Below are 18,169 nucleotides of genomic sequence, written 5' to 3' on the forward strand. Positions count from 1 at the left end.
GATGGGCAATTCGGGGAAAATCCCCAAGCCTTGACGCAAGAATGGGTTGGGACGGCATCCCAGTGATGACGACAAGATTGAAGAATCCTTTTCTGACATGGAAATCTCCAATCCCCGGCATCAAGATTGCATGAAGGCATGCGAACTTCCTGATGACAAGTCCGCAAGTTGAATGTTTTTGGACTGATTCTCATTTTTAACCAACCGGCGAATCCGGGATGCCCTTCCGGATAACCAGATAAACAGGTGGTGCATCATGGCCAGACACGACGCTCTCCTTCGATTACACAAGACTCTGACCACCCGCCGTGACGAGTTGCTCAAGCGGCTTGGAACGGATTTGGAAGACCTTGCCCACGTGAAACACTCCTCGGGGAGTGGCGATCCGGCTGACGCTGCCTTCGACAGCGCCGGGGAAGAACTCTCCTCCCAACTCGCGGAACTCGAATCCCGTGAACTTGCCCAGATTGAGCGGGCCATCAACCAACTCAAAAAGGGTGTTTACGGTCAGTGCGAGGGATGTCAGATGAAGATCCCTGTCGCTCGTCTGAATGTTCTGCCGTACAGCACGTTGTGCATCAAGTGCCAGCGGGAAGTCGAGCAGGATTCCAACTGGCTGGCCGAGCGCCGGGGAGCGAATTGGGAGTCGCTGACGGATGGAACACCCGGCGAAGACCGCGAAGTTCGCCTCTCCGATCTGGAAATGGATTACAGCAAGTAAAGCCCTTTTAAGCCGGATAACCCGTCTTCCCAGAACAAGCCCGCGATTCGGAGCGCCGAACGCGGGCTTTATGCGTTTTATGACGCGCCAACTTGCCCGTTATTCCAGACGAAACGATGGCGACGGCGCGCACCACTTGACAACATTCCTTAAAGTTCTGGTGGGCGAAGACCGACAACGGTTTCCCGCCCATGCCGGACGGACGGAACGGGTCTTCGCCTTTGACACCCTGATTTACTCCCGACGATTGCGAAGTCCCCGTTCCGTTCTTCCGACGTTTCACACACCACCATTCGCACCCTGACGGAACACCGGTGATGAACTCATACTGGAAGACTTTTCTGCTCGGCGGCTGTGCGTTCGCGGGCGGCACGGCGGGAAGCATGATGCTCAATTCCCCCGTTTCCATTCAAGCCCAGACCACACGCCCGGCCCCCCCGTCCGTGACAGCCAACTTCGCCTCGCCCCAGCAAGTCAGTGAACGCTTTGAAGCGGTCATCCGGCAACTGGCCCCAAGCGTCGTTTCGATCGAGGCGGTCAAACCCGCCGCCCCCGGCAAAACCAAGCCGACCGAGGAATCCGGTTCCGGCGTCATCGTCAAAATCGAAGGTATCCCCGGCTTTTTGGTCATCACAAACAACCATGTGATTTCCGGGGCCGCCTCGAATCAAATCACCGTGCATCTGGCCGACGATCGGGTTTTCCGGCCCACCCAAGTCTGGACTGACCCGGAATCAGACATTGCGGCCATGAAAATCGATCTCGACGGAGTCATTCCGGCCGTCCTCGCCGACAGTGACAAAGTCCGCGAGGGACAATGGGTTCTGGCGTTCGGATCGCCGTTTGGATTGAATCGCACCGTCACCCACGGCATCATTTCGGCCCGCGACCGGGGCCAGGTGAGTTTGGGAAGCACCATCCGCATCAAGGATTTCCTGCAAACGGATGCCGCGATCAACCCCGGTTCGAGCGGCGGCCCGCTGGTGAACATGGATGGTGAAGTGATCGGCATCAACACCGCCATCGCCTCCCACTCCGGCAGCAATAGCGGCGTGGCCTTCTCCATCCCGATGAACATGGTGAAACGGGTGGCCCGGCAACTGATTGACAAAGGAACGGTTTCCCGCGGTTACCTCGGCGTTCAACTCTCACAAGCCCTCGAAGCCACGGAAGCCATCCGGTTGGGGTTGGACAAGGCTCAGGGAGCGTTGGTCGAATCGGTTTACCCGGAAACGCCGGCCGCCATCGCCGGATTGAAGAACAGCGATGTGATCTTGGAAGTGGACGGCGTGGCCATCCGCAACGAGAACCACCTGATTAACATGATTGCGGCGCTTCCCATTGGCCAAAAGGTGAAACTCCGCGTGTGGCGGGATCGCCGCCCGGCGATGATCGAGGCCGTTGTCGGGGATTGGAACAAGGCCCAAACACGCCTCAAAAACTGATGGGTTCGTTAAAAATGAGTGTCGGGTGAGAGGTCTTTCAAGTCTGCTCAAGTTCGCGCAACTCACCCGAAAAACTACATTCCTCTGTCAGAAGGGCAACAACCATAAGCCCTTCAAACAAAAACACAGAGGAGTTCGATCATGTTCCGCAAGTTGCTTGTCGCCGCTCTGGTCACCACGGGCCTTTTGGGTGGAATGACCTTGACCTCTTCCACCGCATCGGCCTTCCCGCTGACCGGGCATGGCACCCACGAACACATCCGCTTCCAAGTGATGGTACGCCAGGGCCGCCATTGGGAAGTGCGACATTCCTTCTGGAACCGAGAAGAGGCCCGCCGGGTTGCCCGCGAGTTGGAACATCGCGGCTTCGACGCAAGGGTTGAAGAAGTGGTGGGTTGGTAAAACTCGCCGCTCACAGGTTGGCGGGGCCGGAAACTCTCCGGCCGCCAAAAACACCTCAAGTCATCACGTAATGCGAATCTTTGGGTCACAGTTCAATCCATATAACCTGACTCCATGACCTACGACGAGGCCATCGCGTTCTGGTATGGGCGCATCGACTACGAACGGCGGCAACCCAGGCCCGGCGATCTGAAGTTGGATCGCATGCGGTCCCTCCTTCGCCGCCTTGGCGACCCGCACCGGAGAGTCCGGTGTGTCCATGTGGCGGGGACCAAGGGGAAGGGTTCCACCTCGGCCATGCTGGCCGGAATTCTGCGGAAAGCGGGCCATCGCACGGGGTTGTTCACATCGCCGCACCTTGCGGATATTTCCGAACGGGTTCAGGTGGATGGGGTGCCGATCTCCCCGGCCGAGATGGCCGCCCGCATGGGTGAAGTGGCCGTCGCCGTGCGGGCGATGGACGCCCTCGGCGATCATTCGCAAAGCCCCACGTTTTTTGAAGTCATCACCGCCCTTGGTTTCCTGCACTTCGACTGTCGGCGTGTGGACATGGCCGTCATCGAAGTCGGTCTCGGCGGGCGGTTCGACTCGACCAACGTGTGCGAACCGTTGCTGACGATCATCACCAACATCAGTTACGACCATCTCGCCATTCTCGGGCATACGCTGGGTGAAATCGCCTTCCAAAAAGGGGGCATCATCAAGCGGGAGGTGCCCGTCGTCTCCACGGCTGACGAACCAGAGGCGGCCGCCGTGATTGCCGCGATTGCGAAAGAATCCCATGCCCCGCTCTGGCGGCACGGGCGTGATTTTTCCTCGCAATATCGAATCGGAACGGCGGGCGAATTGCCGCGAACGGCCATTGAAACCCCCGGAATCCAAGGAGAGTTTTCCATCGGATTGATCGGCAGCCATCAGGCGGTCAATGCCTCCGGGGCCGTGATGGCTGCGGACAGGTTACGGGTGAGGGGATTGGGCATCACCGATACCGCCATCCGGGAAGGGCTTCGCACGGTTTCCTGGCCCGCCCGGCAGGAACGGTTGGCCGAACAACCGACCGTTGTGTTGGATTGCGCCCACAATGTTGCCTCGACGAAAGTTCTCGTCGAGACGCTTCAGACCAGCTACCGCATCGACGGCCGGTGGCATTTGATCTTTGCCGCCTCGAACGACAAGCAGATTCGGGAGATGCTGGCCGAGCTTGTTCCGGTGGTCGCCTCGTGGCATTTGACGCGATATGTCAGCAACCCCCGGTCGGCCGATCCGAATCAGATGGCTGAATGGCTTGCGGAACTCGGGGCCACGGATGTTCGCATCCATGCCGATCCGGAAGCGGCCTGGCAATTTGCCCGCAGGCAACTCACCCCGGCCGATGGCCTCGCGGTCACCGGTTCGGTGTTTTTGGCGGGTGAGTTGCGGCCCACGATGGTCCGGGATTGCCAGTCCTGACGGACGTGACGCCCAGCGGGCCATTCGTTTGGCCGATTCAGAACTTGCGGACATTCGGATTCACTAGCAAACGTCCCGCCGGTCGGTTACGTTGTATGGGTGAGAAACAGTTCCCCCGTATGAAGGAATCACCGGCCATGCGTCTCCGTCATTTCATCACCGCCGGGATCGTCGCCGGGGCGGTTGTCTCGGCCAGCCCCGCTCAGGATCAATTGATCCGGCAGCAGGAAAAGCTTCAGACCGTGGCCATGCAGAAGGTGGAAATCTCTATCCAAAGCGCCTTGGCCGAAGCGCAGAAACTTCAAGCGGCCGGAAGCAATGTCCGGGCCGCCGAACGGCTGCGGCAGGCCATGCGTTTGCTGGATGATCCTGTCCTTCCCAAAAAGAAAACGGATGAATGGCGAGCCCAACTCACGGACGCTCTCCGTCTCGCGGAAGCCGGCAAACGGCCCGAGATAACGGTAAAATCAGCCAACCCGCTCAAGGCATCCGAGGTTGAACGACGCAAGGCGTGGCTGATCGAAGACGAGGCGATTCGCCGCAGCATTGACACCATCGGGGCTTTGTACAAGGCCGGGGCAATTTCCCAAGCCCAAAAGGAAATGGACGCCATCGCCGGGAAATACCCGACGAACCCCACCGTCATCGCCATGCCGGGACTGCTCACGAAAACCAAGACCATTGAGGAAATCCGGCTCATCCACGCCCAGCAGGCCGAATCTTACCGGCTTGCGGCCCTTGAACTGGACCGCATGTCCATTGTCCCGAAGAAGGACTTGGAATTCGATGAAAAGCGGTTCAAGGAAATCACCGAACTGCGGAAGCCGAAGCTCGATCCGGTGATGAAGAGCATGTTGACCTCGCTCAAGACCCCGGTGGAATTTGACTTCAAAAACATGACGCTGATGGAAGCGTTGAAACAAGCATCCGCCGCCCTCAAACAGCCGATCACGCTGGACAAGCAAACCATGACGGAGGCCGGAATCGATGCCTCCACGGCAGCCAACTATCAAACCCCGGCAGCCATCCAAGGCCGTACCGCCTTGAAATCGCTCTTGGGTAATTATGGCCTTACTTACATTGTGAAAGATGGCCGCATTCAGGTGGTGACACGGGAAAAAGCCGCCCAGACAATGGAAACTCGGGTGTACTATTTGGGTGATCTCGTCACCGGAACCGGGGCCATCCCCGGCGGGTCGCCCCGGCTCGGGCCGGTGATTGATCAGATGCAGGCACAACAGAATGTTCAGGAAATTGTAAACATGCTCAAAAACAGCGTGGACCCGAATAGCTGGAAGGGTTCCGGCGGCGACGGCAAAGGAGAAATCACCTTCCATGCCCCGAGCATGGCCTTGGTGGTGAAGGCCTCGGCCGAAGTCCACGGGATGCTGGCGGGCACACTGGGCAGCCGCTAGGAATTTCGCCCCGGATTTAATGAGTAGTGAATGAGAGTTGTCGACGCCCGGAATGTCTTGCTTGACTATGAGAATCTGGAAGACCAATAGTTAATGATCGCCCTTGGTCTCTCCACGCCTGTTCAGAAGAATCTCTCATGGTCTCCATCCTTCCCAAGTCAAAACGTCGCGGCTTCACGTTGATTGAGTTATTGGTGGTGATTGCCATCATTGCGATTTTGATCGGGCTGCTGTTGCCAGCCGTTCAAAAAATCCGCGAAGCCGCCAACCGCATGTCATGCAGCAACAATCTCAAACAATTGGGGATTGCGACGCACAATTGCTTCGACACGATGGGCGTCCTGCCGCCGGCCGGGGCGTCCAACCAAGCATGGAATGGCGCCGCCTCCAATCCCGGTCCCTACCAAAACAAAACCGGGGCGTTTTTCTTTCACATTTTGCCCTTCATTGAGCAAGACAGCTTCTACCAAGCCGTGATCAGTCAGGGCGGCGTCACTTCAAGCGCCACCGTGAATGGCAAGGCGGGATATGGCATTGTCATCAAGGCATTTCGTTGCCCCTCGGATTCCTCAGCAACAAGTGGCTACGGGAATCCGGCCGGTCCGGACGCCACCCATGCCATCACCAACTATGCCGCCAACTATCTGGTTTTTGGGAATCCGGGGTCCGGCAACCAAGAAGGGGCCGCCATGATTCCATCGACGTTTCAAGACGGCACCTCCAATGTGGTGATGTTCGGTGAACGGTATGGACAGTACGGTTCCGGCAATACAGGCGGCGGCCCCTATTCCAGCCTGTGGTCGAACTCGGCCAACCCGTGGAAGCCCCAGATTTGTAATCCCCAGGCAACCGTTGGCTATGTGGCTTGTCCGGTGTTCCAAGCCCAACCGACCATCCCGGCTGCCGTGGGCGTGAACGGCGGGGGCAACTCGCCGCATTCGGGGGTGATGAACGTGGGGCTTGGCGATGGCAGCATTCGCACGGTTCGGAGCAGCATCAGTCCGACGACGTGGGCCAATGCGTGCGATCCGCGTGACGGCAACGTGCTGGGAAGCGATTGGTGAGAATTGATTGGTCGGCGGGAGAGAAGTTTGGCTTTTCTCCCGCTGGATCATTCCCGCAAATGCCCTAGACAATCTTCTCGCATGATGTCTTGCGGAAGGTTTGCCTCGTGGCCGTATCCAGCATCGACGGTTTGATTCCCCTCAAACAATTCTCCCCCGGCTCGGCGGAAGAACTCTCCGCGATCATTCAAACTGCCAATGCCGCCGGGCAGGCTGTTTACCCCGTCGGCGGTCAAACGATGACCGGATTCGGCCTCCCGCCGACCAAACCCGGCGTGGCCGTGGATCTCACCGGCCTCAATCAGGTCATCGATTATCCGGCCCGTGACATGACGATCACCGTGCAAGCGGGCATCCGCATTGCGGAACTACAAGCCATTCTGGCGAAGGAAAACCAAGAACTTCCCGTTGATGTCCCCTTACCGGACCGGGCAACCTTGGGCGGTTCTATTGCCGTCAACGCCAGTGGCCCACGACGGTTCGGATATGGCACGCTTCGGGATTACGTCATCGGTATTAGTTTGATGAATGATCAGGGGGAAACATTCAAGGCTGGCGGCCGGGTTGTCAAAAACGTGGCCGGGTATGATTTGATGAAACTCGCCACCGGCTCGCTGGGGACGCTGGGGATCATCACCCAAGTCACGCTGAAGGTGAAACCGAAGGCGGGGGCTGGCGAATGGCTGGTGCTCCCCTGCCCGGAGGGGGATGTCGCCACTGTGATCGCCATTCTCGGCCTGACTCGCACCCGGCCGGTGGCGGTGGTTCTGAAAGCAGACGGCCCAAACCGCGAATTCACCGTGGGCTATGAAGACAACCCGCCGTCGGTGGCATGGCAGGTGAAGCAACTGCGTGAGGAATTGCCGGACTCTCTGCGTTCCCGATTGGGCGTTCTACCGCCGCATGAGGCCGAAAAATACCGGGTGACGCAACGAGATTTTCCGCTTCTAGAAACCAGCCCCGTCACGTTCAAGGCAAATGTCGTCCCGGCCATGACTTGGGAATTTGTGAAACGAGCCGGCGGTCTTGGCCCTGTTGAAGCCCTGTTTGGCAACGGCATCGTGTTTGGGCATTTGCCGGATGTGGAAGCCGTCCCGCGGTTGCAAGCCGCCGCCGGTGAATGCGGTGGCAACCTGGTTCTGCTTCGTTGCCCAACAGCGGCGAAGACACTGGCCCGTGTTTGGGGCCGGCCTGCCGGCGATCTCGAACTCATGCGGGCCGTCAAGAAGAACCTTGACCCCCAAAACCTCTTCAACCCCGGCCGTTTCGTCGGGGGCATCTGACCTCTCCCTTTATCCTTCCCACCTACCTCCGGTCCAGCCATGAATCCATCTGAAATCACCTTGGCCATGATGCGGGAATCTTTCGGCAGCGCCGTCGTTTGCGACGCTCTTGATGCCGAGGGGTATCCGAACCAATCCCCCCGACTGCCGTTTCAACAACTCACCGTTCCCGGCACGCTCGTTGGCCGGTGCAAGACGACGCTGTGGGCCGACATGGCTCATGTTGACCCGAAACCTTATGAGTTGGAACTCAAGGCGGTCGATGGTTGTCAGCCCGACGATGTGATTATCGCCGCCGCCTCCGGTTCCTTGCGATCCGGCATTTGGGGGGAACTCCTCTCCACGGCAGCCCGCAACAGCGGGTGCATCGGCGTGATCGTGGACGGATATGTGCGCGACCTTCGCCGAATGCGGCAGATGAGTTTCCCGTGCCACGCGCTTGGGGCCATCATTTACGACAGCAAGGACCGTCAGCGAGTGATTGATGTGGATGTGCCGGTGGAAATCGGCGGCGTCCGGTTCTGCCCCGGCGATCTGGTGGTGGCCGACGAAGATGGCTTGGTGGTCGTGCCGCAAGCGGTCGAGGCGGCCGTCGTCCGGCGGGCGTGGGAGAAAGTTCACGCGGAGAACGTCGTCCGCGATGCGATTCGGGAAGGGATGAAGGCGGTGGATGCTTTTGAGAAATACGGGGTTCTGTAAAGACGGGGAAGTTCGGCCTCCCGGCCGCCAAACTCCACTATTTCTTTTCGGATTTATCCGCTATGCCCGCCGACGATCCCCTCCTAACGTGAGTCGGTCGGTATGCGTCATCCGGGCCTGTGGGCACTTGTCGGTTTGCTTGTTTCGACCGCCCACCTGTTCGCCCAGGCCGCGTCGCCGTTCGCCATGCCAACCCCGGTTGGCGGGCCGATCGTCCACCCGGACGGCCGGATCATGAACGGCATGGATTTCGCCCCGACGAATCCGTGGTCCGGCGGCTTGGAACTTGGATTGAACGGCAGTGAAGGGAACAGCCAGACTCTCAAACTCCGGCTCGGGGGGGACATCAAATATGACACCACCGACGATGTGGTGATCGGTTATGGCTGGTATGGACTGTCTCGTCAGCGGGGCGCTCTCAGCGAAAATAAAGCGTTGCTCACGCTCCGAAACGAACTGATGTACGACGACACCTTTGCCTATTTCACGCAAGGACAACTTGAATACGACGAATTCCGGCTGGTGGATTTTCGGTTGGGCATTCACAACGGGTTGTCGATTGTCGCCCTCAAAGATTCGTCATCTCTTGTGAAAGTGCGGCTCGGGTTCGGCGCTTCGCGGGAATACGGCGGCCCCACGGACGGGTGGCTGCCAGAAGGCATTTTTGGCGGCGACTACGAATGGACCATCACCGCCAAAACCAAATTCACTCTCGGGGCCGACTATTACCCGGACATCACCGATTGGGGACATTACCGTATTCGTGCCAGAGGCTCGTTTGATTTCCTCTTGGACCAGCAACTCAATCTCTGGCTTCGCCTCGGCATGATGGACCGGTACGACAGCCGGCCGGGCATCGGAACGAAGTACAACGATCTTGATTACTTCGCCACAATTCTGTTCCGGTTCTGATCGGATTGTGGAAGCTCGTCAACTGTTTTGTTGATATTCCCAAATCCCCCGAAAGATGGCGATCAATCCCAAGACAAACATGATTGGTGGCCAGATGTAAATCCGATCGGCGGCCAATGCAAGGCTGAACCAGATGCCGGCAATGACCATGCTCGCCACCCCGCCGAGGATAGTCCGCAGCGGATTGGGGCCTTGCTCCTCATGCTGGACGGGGCGTTTCTTCTTTTTCTTTGGTTTTCGGGGCTTTTCGGGTTCATCGTCCTCATCGTCGTCGTATCGGCTTTTGCGTTTGGCCGAGGGTTTCTCTTCATCCTCTCTGTCGCCATAACGGCTGCGAGGCTTGGCCGACGGAGCTTCTTCCGCAATGGCGATGGTTTTCTTGGGCAACGGTGGCGGGGCAGGCTTCTTCGGCGGCGCGGCTTGCTCCACCTCAGAGTCTTCCACCACTTCCAAATCCTCCACCACGTCAGGTTCCTCGGGCTTGGGAACAGTCAACACGCTTTCACAATCGGGACATTTGATCCGTCGGCCGACAGCCTCGTCTTTCACGCGAAGGGACCGGCCGCAACTGCATTTGAGCAAGATGGGCATGTTGAGATTTTCCGGTTGAAGACTGTTTGGCCGTTGGAACCGTGCCTGAAGAATACGTTAGAATACCCCGACGCTCGAACGGGTGTCAATCGCTCTGAGATGTGGGTTGAATGAAATTGGCAAAGGCACGCGGCACAATCGGCCGGTTATTGTCCGAGTCGCGGGCCGAAGAGAATTCGGGCGTTTCCTTCAAAAACCTGTTCGTGAAACTCCGGCAAAACGGCCTCTCGCACGAAGCCCGCGTAGGCATTCATCGGAGCCAGCGGCCAGTCGCTGCCGTATAGGAACCGGTTCGGGCGTTCGGCATATCGCATGGCCGCCCGGACTCGGTTAATCACATCTTGTCGCGTGGCCCGGCCTTCTTCGGAGAGCAGTTGCTCTTCTTCGCCAATCAACAATCCGCTCAGATCGGCCCAGACATTCATGTTCTTGTATACGACCTCGGCGGCTTCCACCATCCACGGATTGCCGACGTGGGCCAGCACGAACTTCACATCCGGGAAGTCAACGGCCACCTCGTCCACATGGACGGGCATGGCAAACTTCAACTTGGCATAAGGGGAGTAGGGATCTCCGGTGTGGAAGAAGAAGGGAATCTTGTGTTTCTGGGCAAGTTCGTAATACGGCAGATAGCCGGGATCATTCGGATAGGCGTAAACGTAACCGAGATAAGCCTTTAACGCCACAATCCGGCGATCTGCCAGTTGGGCATCAACGCCCCGAAGATGTTCGCGATCGGTCTTGCGATGATCGGCGACGCCGATGGCGAACAGTCCCGGCAATCGCTCGGCCACCTGCAACGTGCGTTTCACACCCAACGGGTCATCCGGCGGGGAATCCCATGAACCCATCGCCGCCCCCTTGGTGACGCCCGCCGCCAGCATTTGCTCGCGGACGACGCGGGCCACATTGTCCGGGTGGGCACGCAACCCGGCGCTCAGCGGCCCGACACCGGGCAGATTGGGGGGAACGACGTGCAGGTGTGCGTCGATCATGGACGCCTCTTATCCGCCCATCACGTTGTATCCGGCGTCCACGTACAGGGTGTGCCCGGTGATGCCGCTCGCCAGCGGACTGCACAGGAAGGCGGTCGTGTCGGCTACTTCCTCGGGGGTGATCGCACGACGCAACGGGGATCGCGACGCGGCGTATTCAACCATCTTGTGGGCCTCGCCCGGCTTGATGGCCTTCATGGCCCGGCTCAAATATGGGCCGGCCGAGATCAGGTTCACGCGGATGTTATCTTCCCCGAGCGACCACGCCAGATGCCCGGCTTCCAATTGGAGCGCAGCTTTGGCGGTGGACATGCCGCCGCCGTAGTGCGGAATAACGCGAGAGCCGCCGATATAGGTCAGCCCCACTGCCGATCCGCCGCCGCGGCTCACCATGAACGGACGGGCATATCGCAGTAGCGACGTGTATGAGAAGGCACTGATACCGAGGGCCTCCAAGTAGGCCGACCGGCTCGTTTCAATTTGCGGCTTAAGGATGTCGCGGCTGAAAGCCATCGAATGGATGACGATATCAATGCCACTGAACTCTTGGCCGACCGCCTCGACTACTTCCTTGATGGCGAAGATCGGGTACTTGTTCCAGCGCTTGTCGCCCCGAGTCTTCTCGTCCACATCGGCCATCGTGTCGAAGTTTGCGTCCATCGCAAACACTTTTTCGACCTTCAATTCGCCGCCCGTGGAGAGAGTGCGGCTCTCCTTGTCCATGTCACGGGACAGGAAGGTCTCGACGATGCCGACCATGCGAGGGTGACTGGCCAGGACAATCTTCGCCCCGGCCGCGTTGAGGGCCTTGGCGATGAACCACGCGAAACTTTCGTTGTCGCCCACTCCGGTGACGAGAGCCACCTTGCCACTCAGATCAATCGGAATCATGTCCGCAAGCCTTTCCGCGAGAGTCCGGTCGGACGGCGGGAACCTTCCCGACGCCCGTGAATTCGGGTCCGGTTTGTTCTAGTGCCGTCGCGGGCTTCGGCCAACGAACAAGGTCAATCCACAAACGGGTCGGCCCCGAGATCTCCCAAGAGTTCCCGGCGTTGCCGTTCGTAGTGCATCAGATCGAGACGTTGGCGGTAATGCTTCTTCTCCGTTCGACGCTGGGCTTTCACGAACAAGGGCCGGAACTGATTCCAGTCCCTTTTGGCACCCGATCTTCCAAGCAGGATCAGTTTTTCATGGAAGTGAGTGCCGAGGGCTTCCAGAAGTTTGTCCTCCAGGCTCAAGTAGAACTGCCCGCTGCCGGGGTCACCCTGACGGCCGGCGCGACCAAGCATCTGGCGGTCCACCCGAATGGCCTCATGGCGTTCCGTCCCGATCACATGCAACCCGCCGAGGGCGGCCACGCCCGGCCCGAGTTTGATGTCCGTCCCGCGACCGGCCATGTTCGTCGCCACCGTCACCGTGCCGGGTTGTCCGGCCTGGGAGATGATGAGAGCTTCTTCCTTGTCCTGTTTGGCGTTCAGCACCCGATGGGTGATTCCCAATGAAGTGAGCCGCCGGGAGATGGCCTCGGATTTTTCCACGGACCGGGTGCCGATCAGCACCGGACGGCCGATGATCCGCATCTTCTTCACATCTTCAACGATGGCGTCGAACTTGGCCTCTTCGGTCGGGAAGATCAGGTCCGGCAGCAGTTTCCGCACGATTGGCCGGTTGGTGGGCACCGGAACAACCCGCAGTTTGAACACCCGGCGAACTTCCGGGCTGTTTTGCACGATGGTTCCGGTCATGCCCGCCAACCGCACATATTGCCGGAAGTAGCTTTGGTAAGTCACTGAGGCGGCATGGTCGGCGGCGAGATGAATGGTCGTGCGTTCCTTGGCCTCCACCGCTTGGTGCAATCCCTCCCGCCATTGGCGGTCGGGCATCGGCCGACCGGTGCTTTCGTCGATGATGACGATCTTGTCTTCATGGATCATGTAGTGATGATCGAGCACAAAACGGTAATTCGCCTGAAGGGCCTTTTCGATGGCCTCAATGAGCTTGTCCATCGCCGGGGCATGCGGGCCGCTCGGCGGGTTGGAATAGCGAGTCAACGCCCGGCCGGATTCTGTCACTTCGATCTTGTCCTTCCGGACGTCAAGTGTGAAGTGTTCACCGGGTTTCATCGATTTGGCCAGCGCGTCGGCCCAGTAATACATCACGCATTCTTCCGGCTTGGCGTCGCGAGTCGGCGAACTGATGATGAGCGGTGTGCGGGCTTCGTCGATGAAAATACTGTCGGCCTCGTCCACGAGGGCAAAGAAGTGGTCTCGCTGGACGCGAGGATCGGCGGGTGCCTGACCGGGTTTTGATGTCCACGGTCCCCAGAACGGCGTGCTGGCAACCTGCCCGCCGCGCATTTTCAGGCGGTCCCGCAGGAAGTCAAAGCCGAATTCAGAGGCCGTGCCGTAGGTGACATCCTTCCGATAGGCGTCCTTGCGTTCCGCATCCTCCATCTTTTGCTGGAGGAAACTGACCGTCAGCCCGAGGTATTCGTAAACCGGGGTCATCAATTCGGCGTCACGCTTGGCTAGATAATCGTTCACCGTGGCGACATGCACCCCTTTGCCGGCCAGTGACCGGAGAAACACCGGCAGGGTCGCCGTCAGGGTTTTCCCTTCCCCCGTGGCGAGTTCGCACAACGCCCCTTGGAACATCACCTCCCCGGCGGCCAGTTGCACGTCGTAAGGACGCATCCCCAGCACCCGCCAGCAAGCGACCGAACACAGACCGAAGCCGGCGGCCATGAAGTGCTTGCTCATGTCCCCTTCGCGGGACCGGCCGCGAAGTTTGTTGGCCTCGGACTTGAGTTGCTCATCCGTCAAGCTGCCAAATTTTTGCTCGTACTGCCGGATCAGCGGGACCAGTAATGCCGCCTTCGCCAGTCGCTTGACCGATGGTTTGGCGACATACGACCGGACTTGGTTGGAGGGTATGAGGCCCAACCGCCCGGAATAGGGCAGATTCGGCGGGCACGCGGGGCGGTCCACGGAGTCCAACAGACGTTCGGCGACGGCAATGTCACTCACGGATGGTTCTCGGGAGGGGGCAAAAGCGTTTATCTCCATGATACGGCAACGGGCGAATTTCGCGTGCCGCTGGAATGCTTTGAGATTAACAAAGTGATGACATGACTGAAGAAAATATCGGCTGTGACAATAAATGGCACGAAAAAGTGAAAATACAGTTGGTTAAGACTTGACGTAGAAGGGTGGAGGTGTTCAAATTGCCTATAGAAACGAAGTCACCCGAACCGCTGTACCACCTCTCCCATGGTCAGTTGATTCGGGTGACTCAGGCTCTCGCCGAAGAACAAATAAAGCAACTGCGGGGCCAACTCAAGAAATTTCTGCGACACCACCTCTCCCCCAACCGTAAGTCGTGGCACTAAAGCGACTTATGGTTGGTTTTTTTTTGACTTTCCAAACTAACCCTTTCAAGCTGTCTTTTTAGATGCCTTGTTCTTGAGCATTTTTAGCAGGCGACTGATTTATTTAACGGCAATGCCGAGCCATCAAGCCATCGGTCAAATACTGAATTCTTGAATGGTGGTGGACAAGCACAGAGCCGATGTGCATTGTGGTACGTCACCTTCAGCGATGAGTTGGTTTGTAGCAATCACTTAATCCGGTGGTCGTCGGGAATATTCGGTGATTACTGAAGTGCTGATCCGAAATTGCAAAGTGTAAGTTGCCCTGTGTTGGACTGAATGATGAAATTACTGATGGTGGTTGTTTGGCTTGGAAATTTGCAGAAGTGTTGGATGACAGGCTAAAAAACATCACCCGAACCGCTTGTACCACCTCTCCCATGGCCAGTGCGATTCGGGTGAATTAATGGCTCTCGCCGAAATAGAATAAAGCGACTGCCGTGCCAAACGACCCCGACCGCTGGGCCGACCGCAGTGGAAAAGCCTAAAAGCCTTTCTTTTTCGATACTTGGGACGATTCAAATTTCTGATGGTGCCGACTGGCCTAGCCAAACGGCCATCGAATGATGGTTGTTTTCATGGCATGACGTGCGCAAAACAAAAGCAAATGCCGTTTGCGAAGTTTTGAATCAATTCCCGATAGACTCGCCTCCGAATCAGGAAGAGTACATAGGTGGATAGTCCCGGCCGTTGACCGGGATTTTTCCCATTCGTAGGATCGTTGAAAGAACGTTCCGGCTCATTGACAGAGGCGAACATGGCGGCCGATCTGCGCATCAAGGAAGGACTTCCCGAGATCACCGAAGCCCTGGTGGCAAGTTACACCGAATGCAGCCGGATCAACCATTTGGGGCACGAGGCTCTGCCGAGCCGCGACGGGGTCGTTGATATTGTCAGCGATCTTTACGAGGTGATCTATCCGGGTTTTGGCCGGCGGCAGAAACTCCACATTGGCAATGTGGAATATTACATTGGCAGTTTGATCGACTCGCTGCATGACAAGCTCACCACGCAAATTGCCCGCGCCCTTCGCCATGACATGTGCCGTGAGTCCCCTCATGTGGACTATGAGGCATTGGCCCAAGCCAAAACCGTCGAATTCCTGAAACGGCTGCCGCAGGTTCGAGACACGCTCGATCAAGACGTGGCTGCCGCTTATCGAGGCGACCCGGCGGCCCGCAGCCATCATGAGATCATTTTTTGTTATCCGGGGCTGGAGGCCATCACCATCTTCCGGCTGGCCCATGTGTTGCTGGAACTCGGGGTGCCGTACATTCCCCGAATGATGACCGAGTCGGCCCACTCCAAGACCGGCATCGACATTCATCCCGGCGCGACCATCGGCCACGGTTTCTTCATCGATCACGGCACGGGCGTGGTCATCGGGGAGACATGCAACATTGGCAACAATGTGAAGATTTATCAGGGCGTGACGCTTGGAGCTTTAAGTTTCCAAAAAGACGATGACGGCGAACTTGTTCGCGGCACCAAACGCCATCCGACACTGGAAGATGATGTGATCGTTTACGCGAACGCCACCATTCTCGGCGGCAGAACGGTCGTCGGGACGCGTTCCGTGATTGGCTCCTCCGTCTGGCTGACATACAGCGTCCCGCCGGAAACCGTGGTGGTTTTGGATAAGCCCTCACTGAAGGTGAAATCGCCGAATCGTTCGCCTGATGGTTTCATGTATTTCATCTGACGAGAAGAAGGGAGATCATTCCCCGTATTCTTCTTTCCATTCCTCATACCAAATCATCTGGATGGCTTCGAGGATTTTCTCGTTGGACCCCTCGGGCTTTCCCTCGAAACCCTCCAGATCCATGATCCACTTGTGCATGTCCGTGAATCGCACAGTGAGCGGGTTGAGCGTGTCGTACCGCTCGAAAAGTTGCTCCCCGATCTCACGATAATCCTGCCAGGTCATCGGCATCTTCCCTTGGGTTTGTCAGGGGTGATATATGCGTCGCCAGCGGGTTGACAGGATCGTCACCGGCCGTTTCTCGCGTCTTGCCGACAATACTCTCTGGTGTTCTTGTTGATGGCGATGCCACCCAAAATTGCTTCAATGAAGACATTCTTTGACGGAGGACCCCATGCTGTGGCTTTTTCGACATGGCGAAAGCTTGTCCAATGCGGGCGAAGCGACATCCGGTTATTCGACCATTCCGCTCACCGAACGGGGGCATTCGCAGGCCCAAGCCATCGTCGGCGTCTGCCCGCAGCCTGCCAGAATCGTGTTGTCTCGCTATACCCGCGCCCGGCAGACGGCCGAACCCATGTTGGCACGCTTCCCGGATATTCCGACAGAAGAAGCTGACATCCATGAATTCACTTATCTGGAGGTTGGCCGGTTCGACAACACGTCTCTGGCCCAGCGGAAGCCGTGGGTCGATTCCTATTGGTCGAAGCTGGACCCCGAGTATTGCGACGGCCCCGAGGCCGAGACCTTTGTGGAGTTTTTGACACGTGGCCGCGATTTCTTGGACCGGGCGGCGTCATGGTCCGGGGATACGGTGGCGTTCAGCCATGAGCAATTCATTCGCGTTCTGTTGCTGCTGACGATGAGCGGGTGGATCAAATCGCCCGCCGAACTCATGCGGCGTTTTTACGCCATGCGAATGGGGTTGCCGATTCCGAATGCCTCACTGGTGCGGATGGAATGGAACCAAGGCCGCTGGTGGATCGGCGGGGTGGACACCAGCCATCTCAGTTCTCTCACCACCTGATCAACGTTTCCCCGTTTGCCACCGTTCCATTTGCCCTTTTCTTTCTCCCCAATTCTCGGCTACCATCTGTCGGACAGAATCTCCCTGGCAAGAAAGGTCGCAAGGATGCGGCATCTTTTCGCATTGGGTCTGGTGGCTGTTTCCGCGGGCGTCATGATGGCGGCCCCGCCGGGAACGATCCGGATCGACGAAGTGACTTACAAGGAACTGACGGCCGAAGTGAACGCCGCCAAGGGGCGGGTAGTTCTCGTGGACGTGTGGGGCATGTTTTGCGGCCCGTGCCGGGAAAAAATCCCCCATGTGGTCGAACTTCAAAAGAAATACGGCAAACAAGGGCTACTGGTCATCACTGTGAGTGTTGACCAAGCTGGCGACACCGAGGCGATGGCCGGCGCCCGGCAGTTTCTCGCGCAATATCGGGCCGAGACACGGAACGTGCATTTGAAAGACCCGGTCGCCCTTTGGGCCTCTAAGTGGAAAACCAGCAGTGTGCCGTTGATGTTCTTGTTTGACCAACAGGGCCGCATGATCGAGCGGTACGACGGCCGGGTGGACTTTGCCTCAATGGACCGGCAAATCCGGGATCTGTTGCAGGATTCTCAGCCATGAAATTGCCTGTTTGCCATTAAAAGCACGGCGAAACAATGACCGTGAAAAGAGCCTCATCGCGAGAGCGACGAGGCTCTTGCATTTCCAGAAAACCGCAAAATTTGTTGAAAAAACGAACCCAAAAACGACCAGAAGTAAGGTGAAAAGGGCCTCCATTGACCATTTTTGAGCCGTTTTACGCCCAAAACCGGTCATTTTCCGGACATAAACTGGACACCTCTCTCGCAAAATCCCCGGCAAAACGACATATGCCCAAATGATTTTGGCATAATCCACCCTGTTTTCGCACAATCCACGCTTTTTTGGCCCACTGAAAATGAGCCAGCCACGCCAGCGAGCGTGATTGCTTTGGCGAGCCGAATGCGGCAAGAAAAACACTTCCGCGACGAACACCAAGGTAACACCGGCCGACGAGTGATTCGCCGGAT

The 18,169-nt window shown here is 57.8% G+C and carries 18 protein-coding genes; 12 read left to right on the plus strand and 6 right to left on the minus strand.

The genetic code is table 11. From position 1 onward, the window contains the following. Positions 1 to 256 precede the first annotated feature (256 nt). The 9 genes from BGIM_RS0120705 (at position 257) to BGIM_RS0120750 (ending at position 9,390) form a co-directional block, all read left to right on the plus strand. On the plus strand, positions 257 to 721 hold the full coding sequence (locus BGIM_RS0120705) for a TraR/DksA family transcriptional regulator (protein WP_020471645.1): 465 nt from the start codon (positions 257 to 259) through the stop codon (positions 719 to 721). A 317-nt stretch (positions 722 to 1,038) separates the two neighbouring features. Next, on the plus strand, positions 1,039 to 2,166 hold the full coding sequence (locus BGIM_RS51555) for a S1C family serine protease (protein ID WP_020471647.1): 1,128 nt from the start codon (positions 1,039 to 1,041) through the stop codon (positions 2,164 to 2,166). A gap of 141 nt (positions 2,167 to 2,307) precedes the next feature. Then, the gene (locus BGIM_RS0120720) at positions 2,308 to 2,568 is read left to right on the plus strand and encodes an SPOR domain-containing protein (RefSeq protein ID WP_020471648.1); all 261 of its coding nucleotides are present in this window, start codon (positions 2,308 to 2,310) and stop codon (positions 2,566 to 2,568) included. Between the two features lie 114 nt (positions 2,569 to 2,682). Then, positions 2,683 to 4,017 carry a bifunctional folylpolyglutamate synthase/dihydrofolate synthase gene (locus tag BGIM_RS0120725; RefSeq protein WP_020471649.1) on the plus strand — a complete coding sequence of 445 codons (1,335 nt, stop codon included), beginning with the start codon at positions 2,683 to 2,685 and terminating at the stop codon, positions 4,015 to 4,017. A 137-nt stretch (positions 4,018 to 4,154) separates the two neighbouring features. Beyond that, on the plus strand, positions 4,155 to 5,432 hold the full coding sequence (locus BGIM_RS0120730; RefSeq protein ID WP_157369281.1) for a hypothetical protein: 1,278 nt from the start codon (positions 4,155 to 4,157) through the stop codon (positions 5,430 to 5,432). 137 nt (positions 5,433 to 5,569) lie between these two features. After that, a complete protein-coding gene (locus BGIM_RS0120735) occupies positions 5,570 to 6,496 on the plus strand; it encodes a DUF1559 family PulG-like putative transporter (RefSeq protein WP_020471651.1) in 927 nt (308 codons plus the stop codon). Between the two features lie 107 nt (positions 6,497 to 6,603). Next, positions 6,604 to 7,779, plus strand: a complete 1,176-nt coding sequence (locus BGIM_RS51560; RefSeq protein WP_020471652.1) for an FAD-binding oxidoreductase — start codon at positions 6,604 to 6,606, stop codon at positions 7,777 to 7,779. Between the two features lie 39 nt (positions 7,780 to 7,818). Further along, entirely contained in the window at positions 7,819 to 8,478 is a 660-nt protein-coding gene (locus BGIM_RS0120745) for an RraA family protein (protein ID WP_029630229.1), read from the plus strand. A gap of 102 nt (positions 8,479 to 8,580) precedes the next feature. Further along, positions 8,581 to 9,390 (plus strand): DUF481 domain-containing protein, encoded by an 810-nt coding sequence (locus tag BGIM_RS0120750; protein ID WP_020471654.1) that lies wholly within the window; start codon positions 8,581 to 8,583, stop codon positions 9,388 to 9,390. Positions 9,391 to 9,408: 18 nt separating this feature from the next. On the opposite strand, the gene BGIM_RS0120755 is transcribed toward BGIM_RS0120750, so the two are convergent. From BGIM_RS0120755 to BGIM_RS0120770, 4 genes are all read right to left on the minus strand, one after another. Next, positions 9,409 to 9,981 (minus strand): hypothetical protein, encoded by a 573-nt coding sequence (locus tag BGIM_RS0120755; protein ID WP_020471655.1) that lies wholly within the window; start codon positions 9,979 to 9,981, stop codon positions 9,409 to 9,411. A gap of 146 nt (positions 9,982 to 10,127) precedes the next feature. Further along, positions 10,128 to 10,976 carry an amidohydrolase family protein gene (locus BGIM_RS0120760; protein WP_020471656.1) on the minus strand — a complete coding sequence of 283 codons (849 nt, stop codon included), beginning with the start codon at positions 10,974 to 10,976 and terminating at the stop codon, positions 10,128 to 10,130. A 9-nt stretch (positions 10,977 to 10,985) separates the two neighbouring features. Next, positions 10,986 to 11,867, minus strand: coding sequence for an SDR family oxidoreductase (locus BGIM_RS0120765; protein ID WP_020471657.1), 882 nt, complete (start codon positions 11,865 to 11,867; stop codon positions 10,986 to 10,988). A gap of 113 nt (positions 11,868 to 11,980) precedes the next feature. Further along, positions 11,981 to 14,002 (minus strand): preprotein translocase subunit SecA, encoded by a 2,022-nt coding sequence (locus tag BGIM_RS0120770; RefSeq protein ID WP_020471658.1) that lies wholly within the window; start codon positions 14,000 to 14,002, stop codon positions 11,981 to 11,983. 1,158 nt (positions 14,003 to 15,160) lie between these two features. On the opposite strand from BGIM_RS0120770, the gene epsC reads away from it, so the two are divergent. Next, on the plus strand, positions 15,161 to 16,105 hold the full coding sequence (epsC, locus tag BGIM_RS51565) for a serine O-acetyltransferase EpsC (protein ID WP_040889818.1): 945 nt from the start codon (positions 15,161 to 15,163) through the stop codon (positions 16,103 to 16,105). Positions 16,106 to 16,120: 15 nt separating this feature from the next. On the opposite strand, the gene iscX is transcribed toward epsC, so the two are convergent. Further along, positions 16,121 to 16,336 carry a Fe-S cluster assembly protein IscX gene (gene iscX / locus BGIM_RS0120785; protein ID WP_020471661.1) on the minus strand — a complete coding sequence of 72 codons (216 nt, stop codon included), beginning with the start codon at positions 16,334 to 16,336 and terminating at the stop codon, positions 16,121 to 16,123. Between the two features lie 163 nt (positions 16,337 to 16,499). On the opposite strand from iscX, the gene BGIM_RS0120790 reads away from it, so the two are divergent. Further along, complete coding sequence (locus tag BGIM_RS0120790; RefSeq protein WP_020471662.1) at positions 16,500 to 17,132, plus strand: histidine phosphatase family protein; 633 nt, start codon at positions 16,500 to 16,502, stop codon at positions 17,130 to 17,132. Positions 17,133 to 17,237: 105 nt separating this feature from the next. Then, positions 17,238 to 17,741 carry a TlpA family protein disulfide reductase gene (locus BGIM_RS0120795; RefSeq protein WP_020471663.1) on the plus strand — a complete coding sequence of 168 codons (504 nt, stop codon included), beginning with the start codon at positions 17,238 to 17,240 and terminating at the stop codon, positions 17,739 to 17,741. Here the strand turns inward: BGIM_RS0120795 and BGIM_RS65945 are convergent. Further along, a complete protein-coding gene (locus BGIM_RS65945; protein WP_157369283.1) occupies positions 17,694 to 18,134 on the minus strand; it encodes a hypothetical protein in 441 nt (146 codons plus the stop codon). The genes BGIM_RS0120795 and BGIM_RS65945 overlap by 48 nt on opposite strands. Between the last annotated feature and the right edge of the window lie 35 nt (positions 18,135 to 18,169).

Source organism: Zavarzinella formosa DSM 19928 (assembly GCF_000255705.1).
In the GTDB taxonomy this organism is placed as follows: Bacteria; Planctomycetota; Planctomycetia; order Gemmatales; family Gemmataceae; genus Zavarzinella; species Zavarzinella formosa.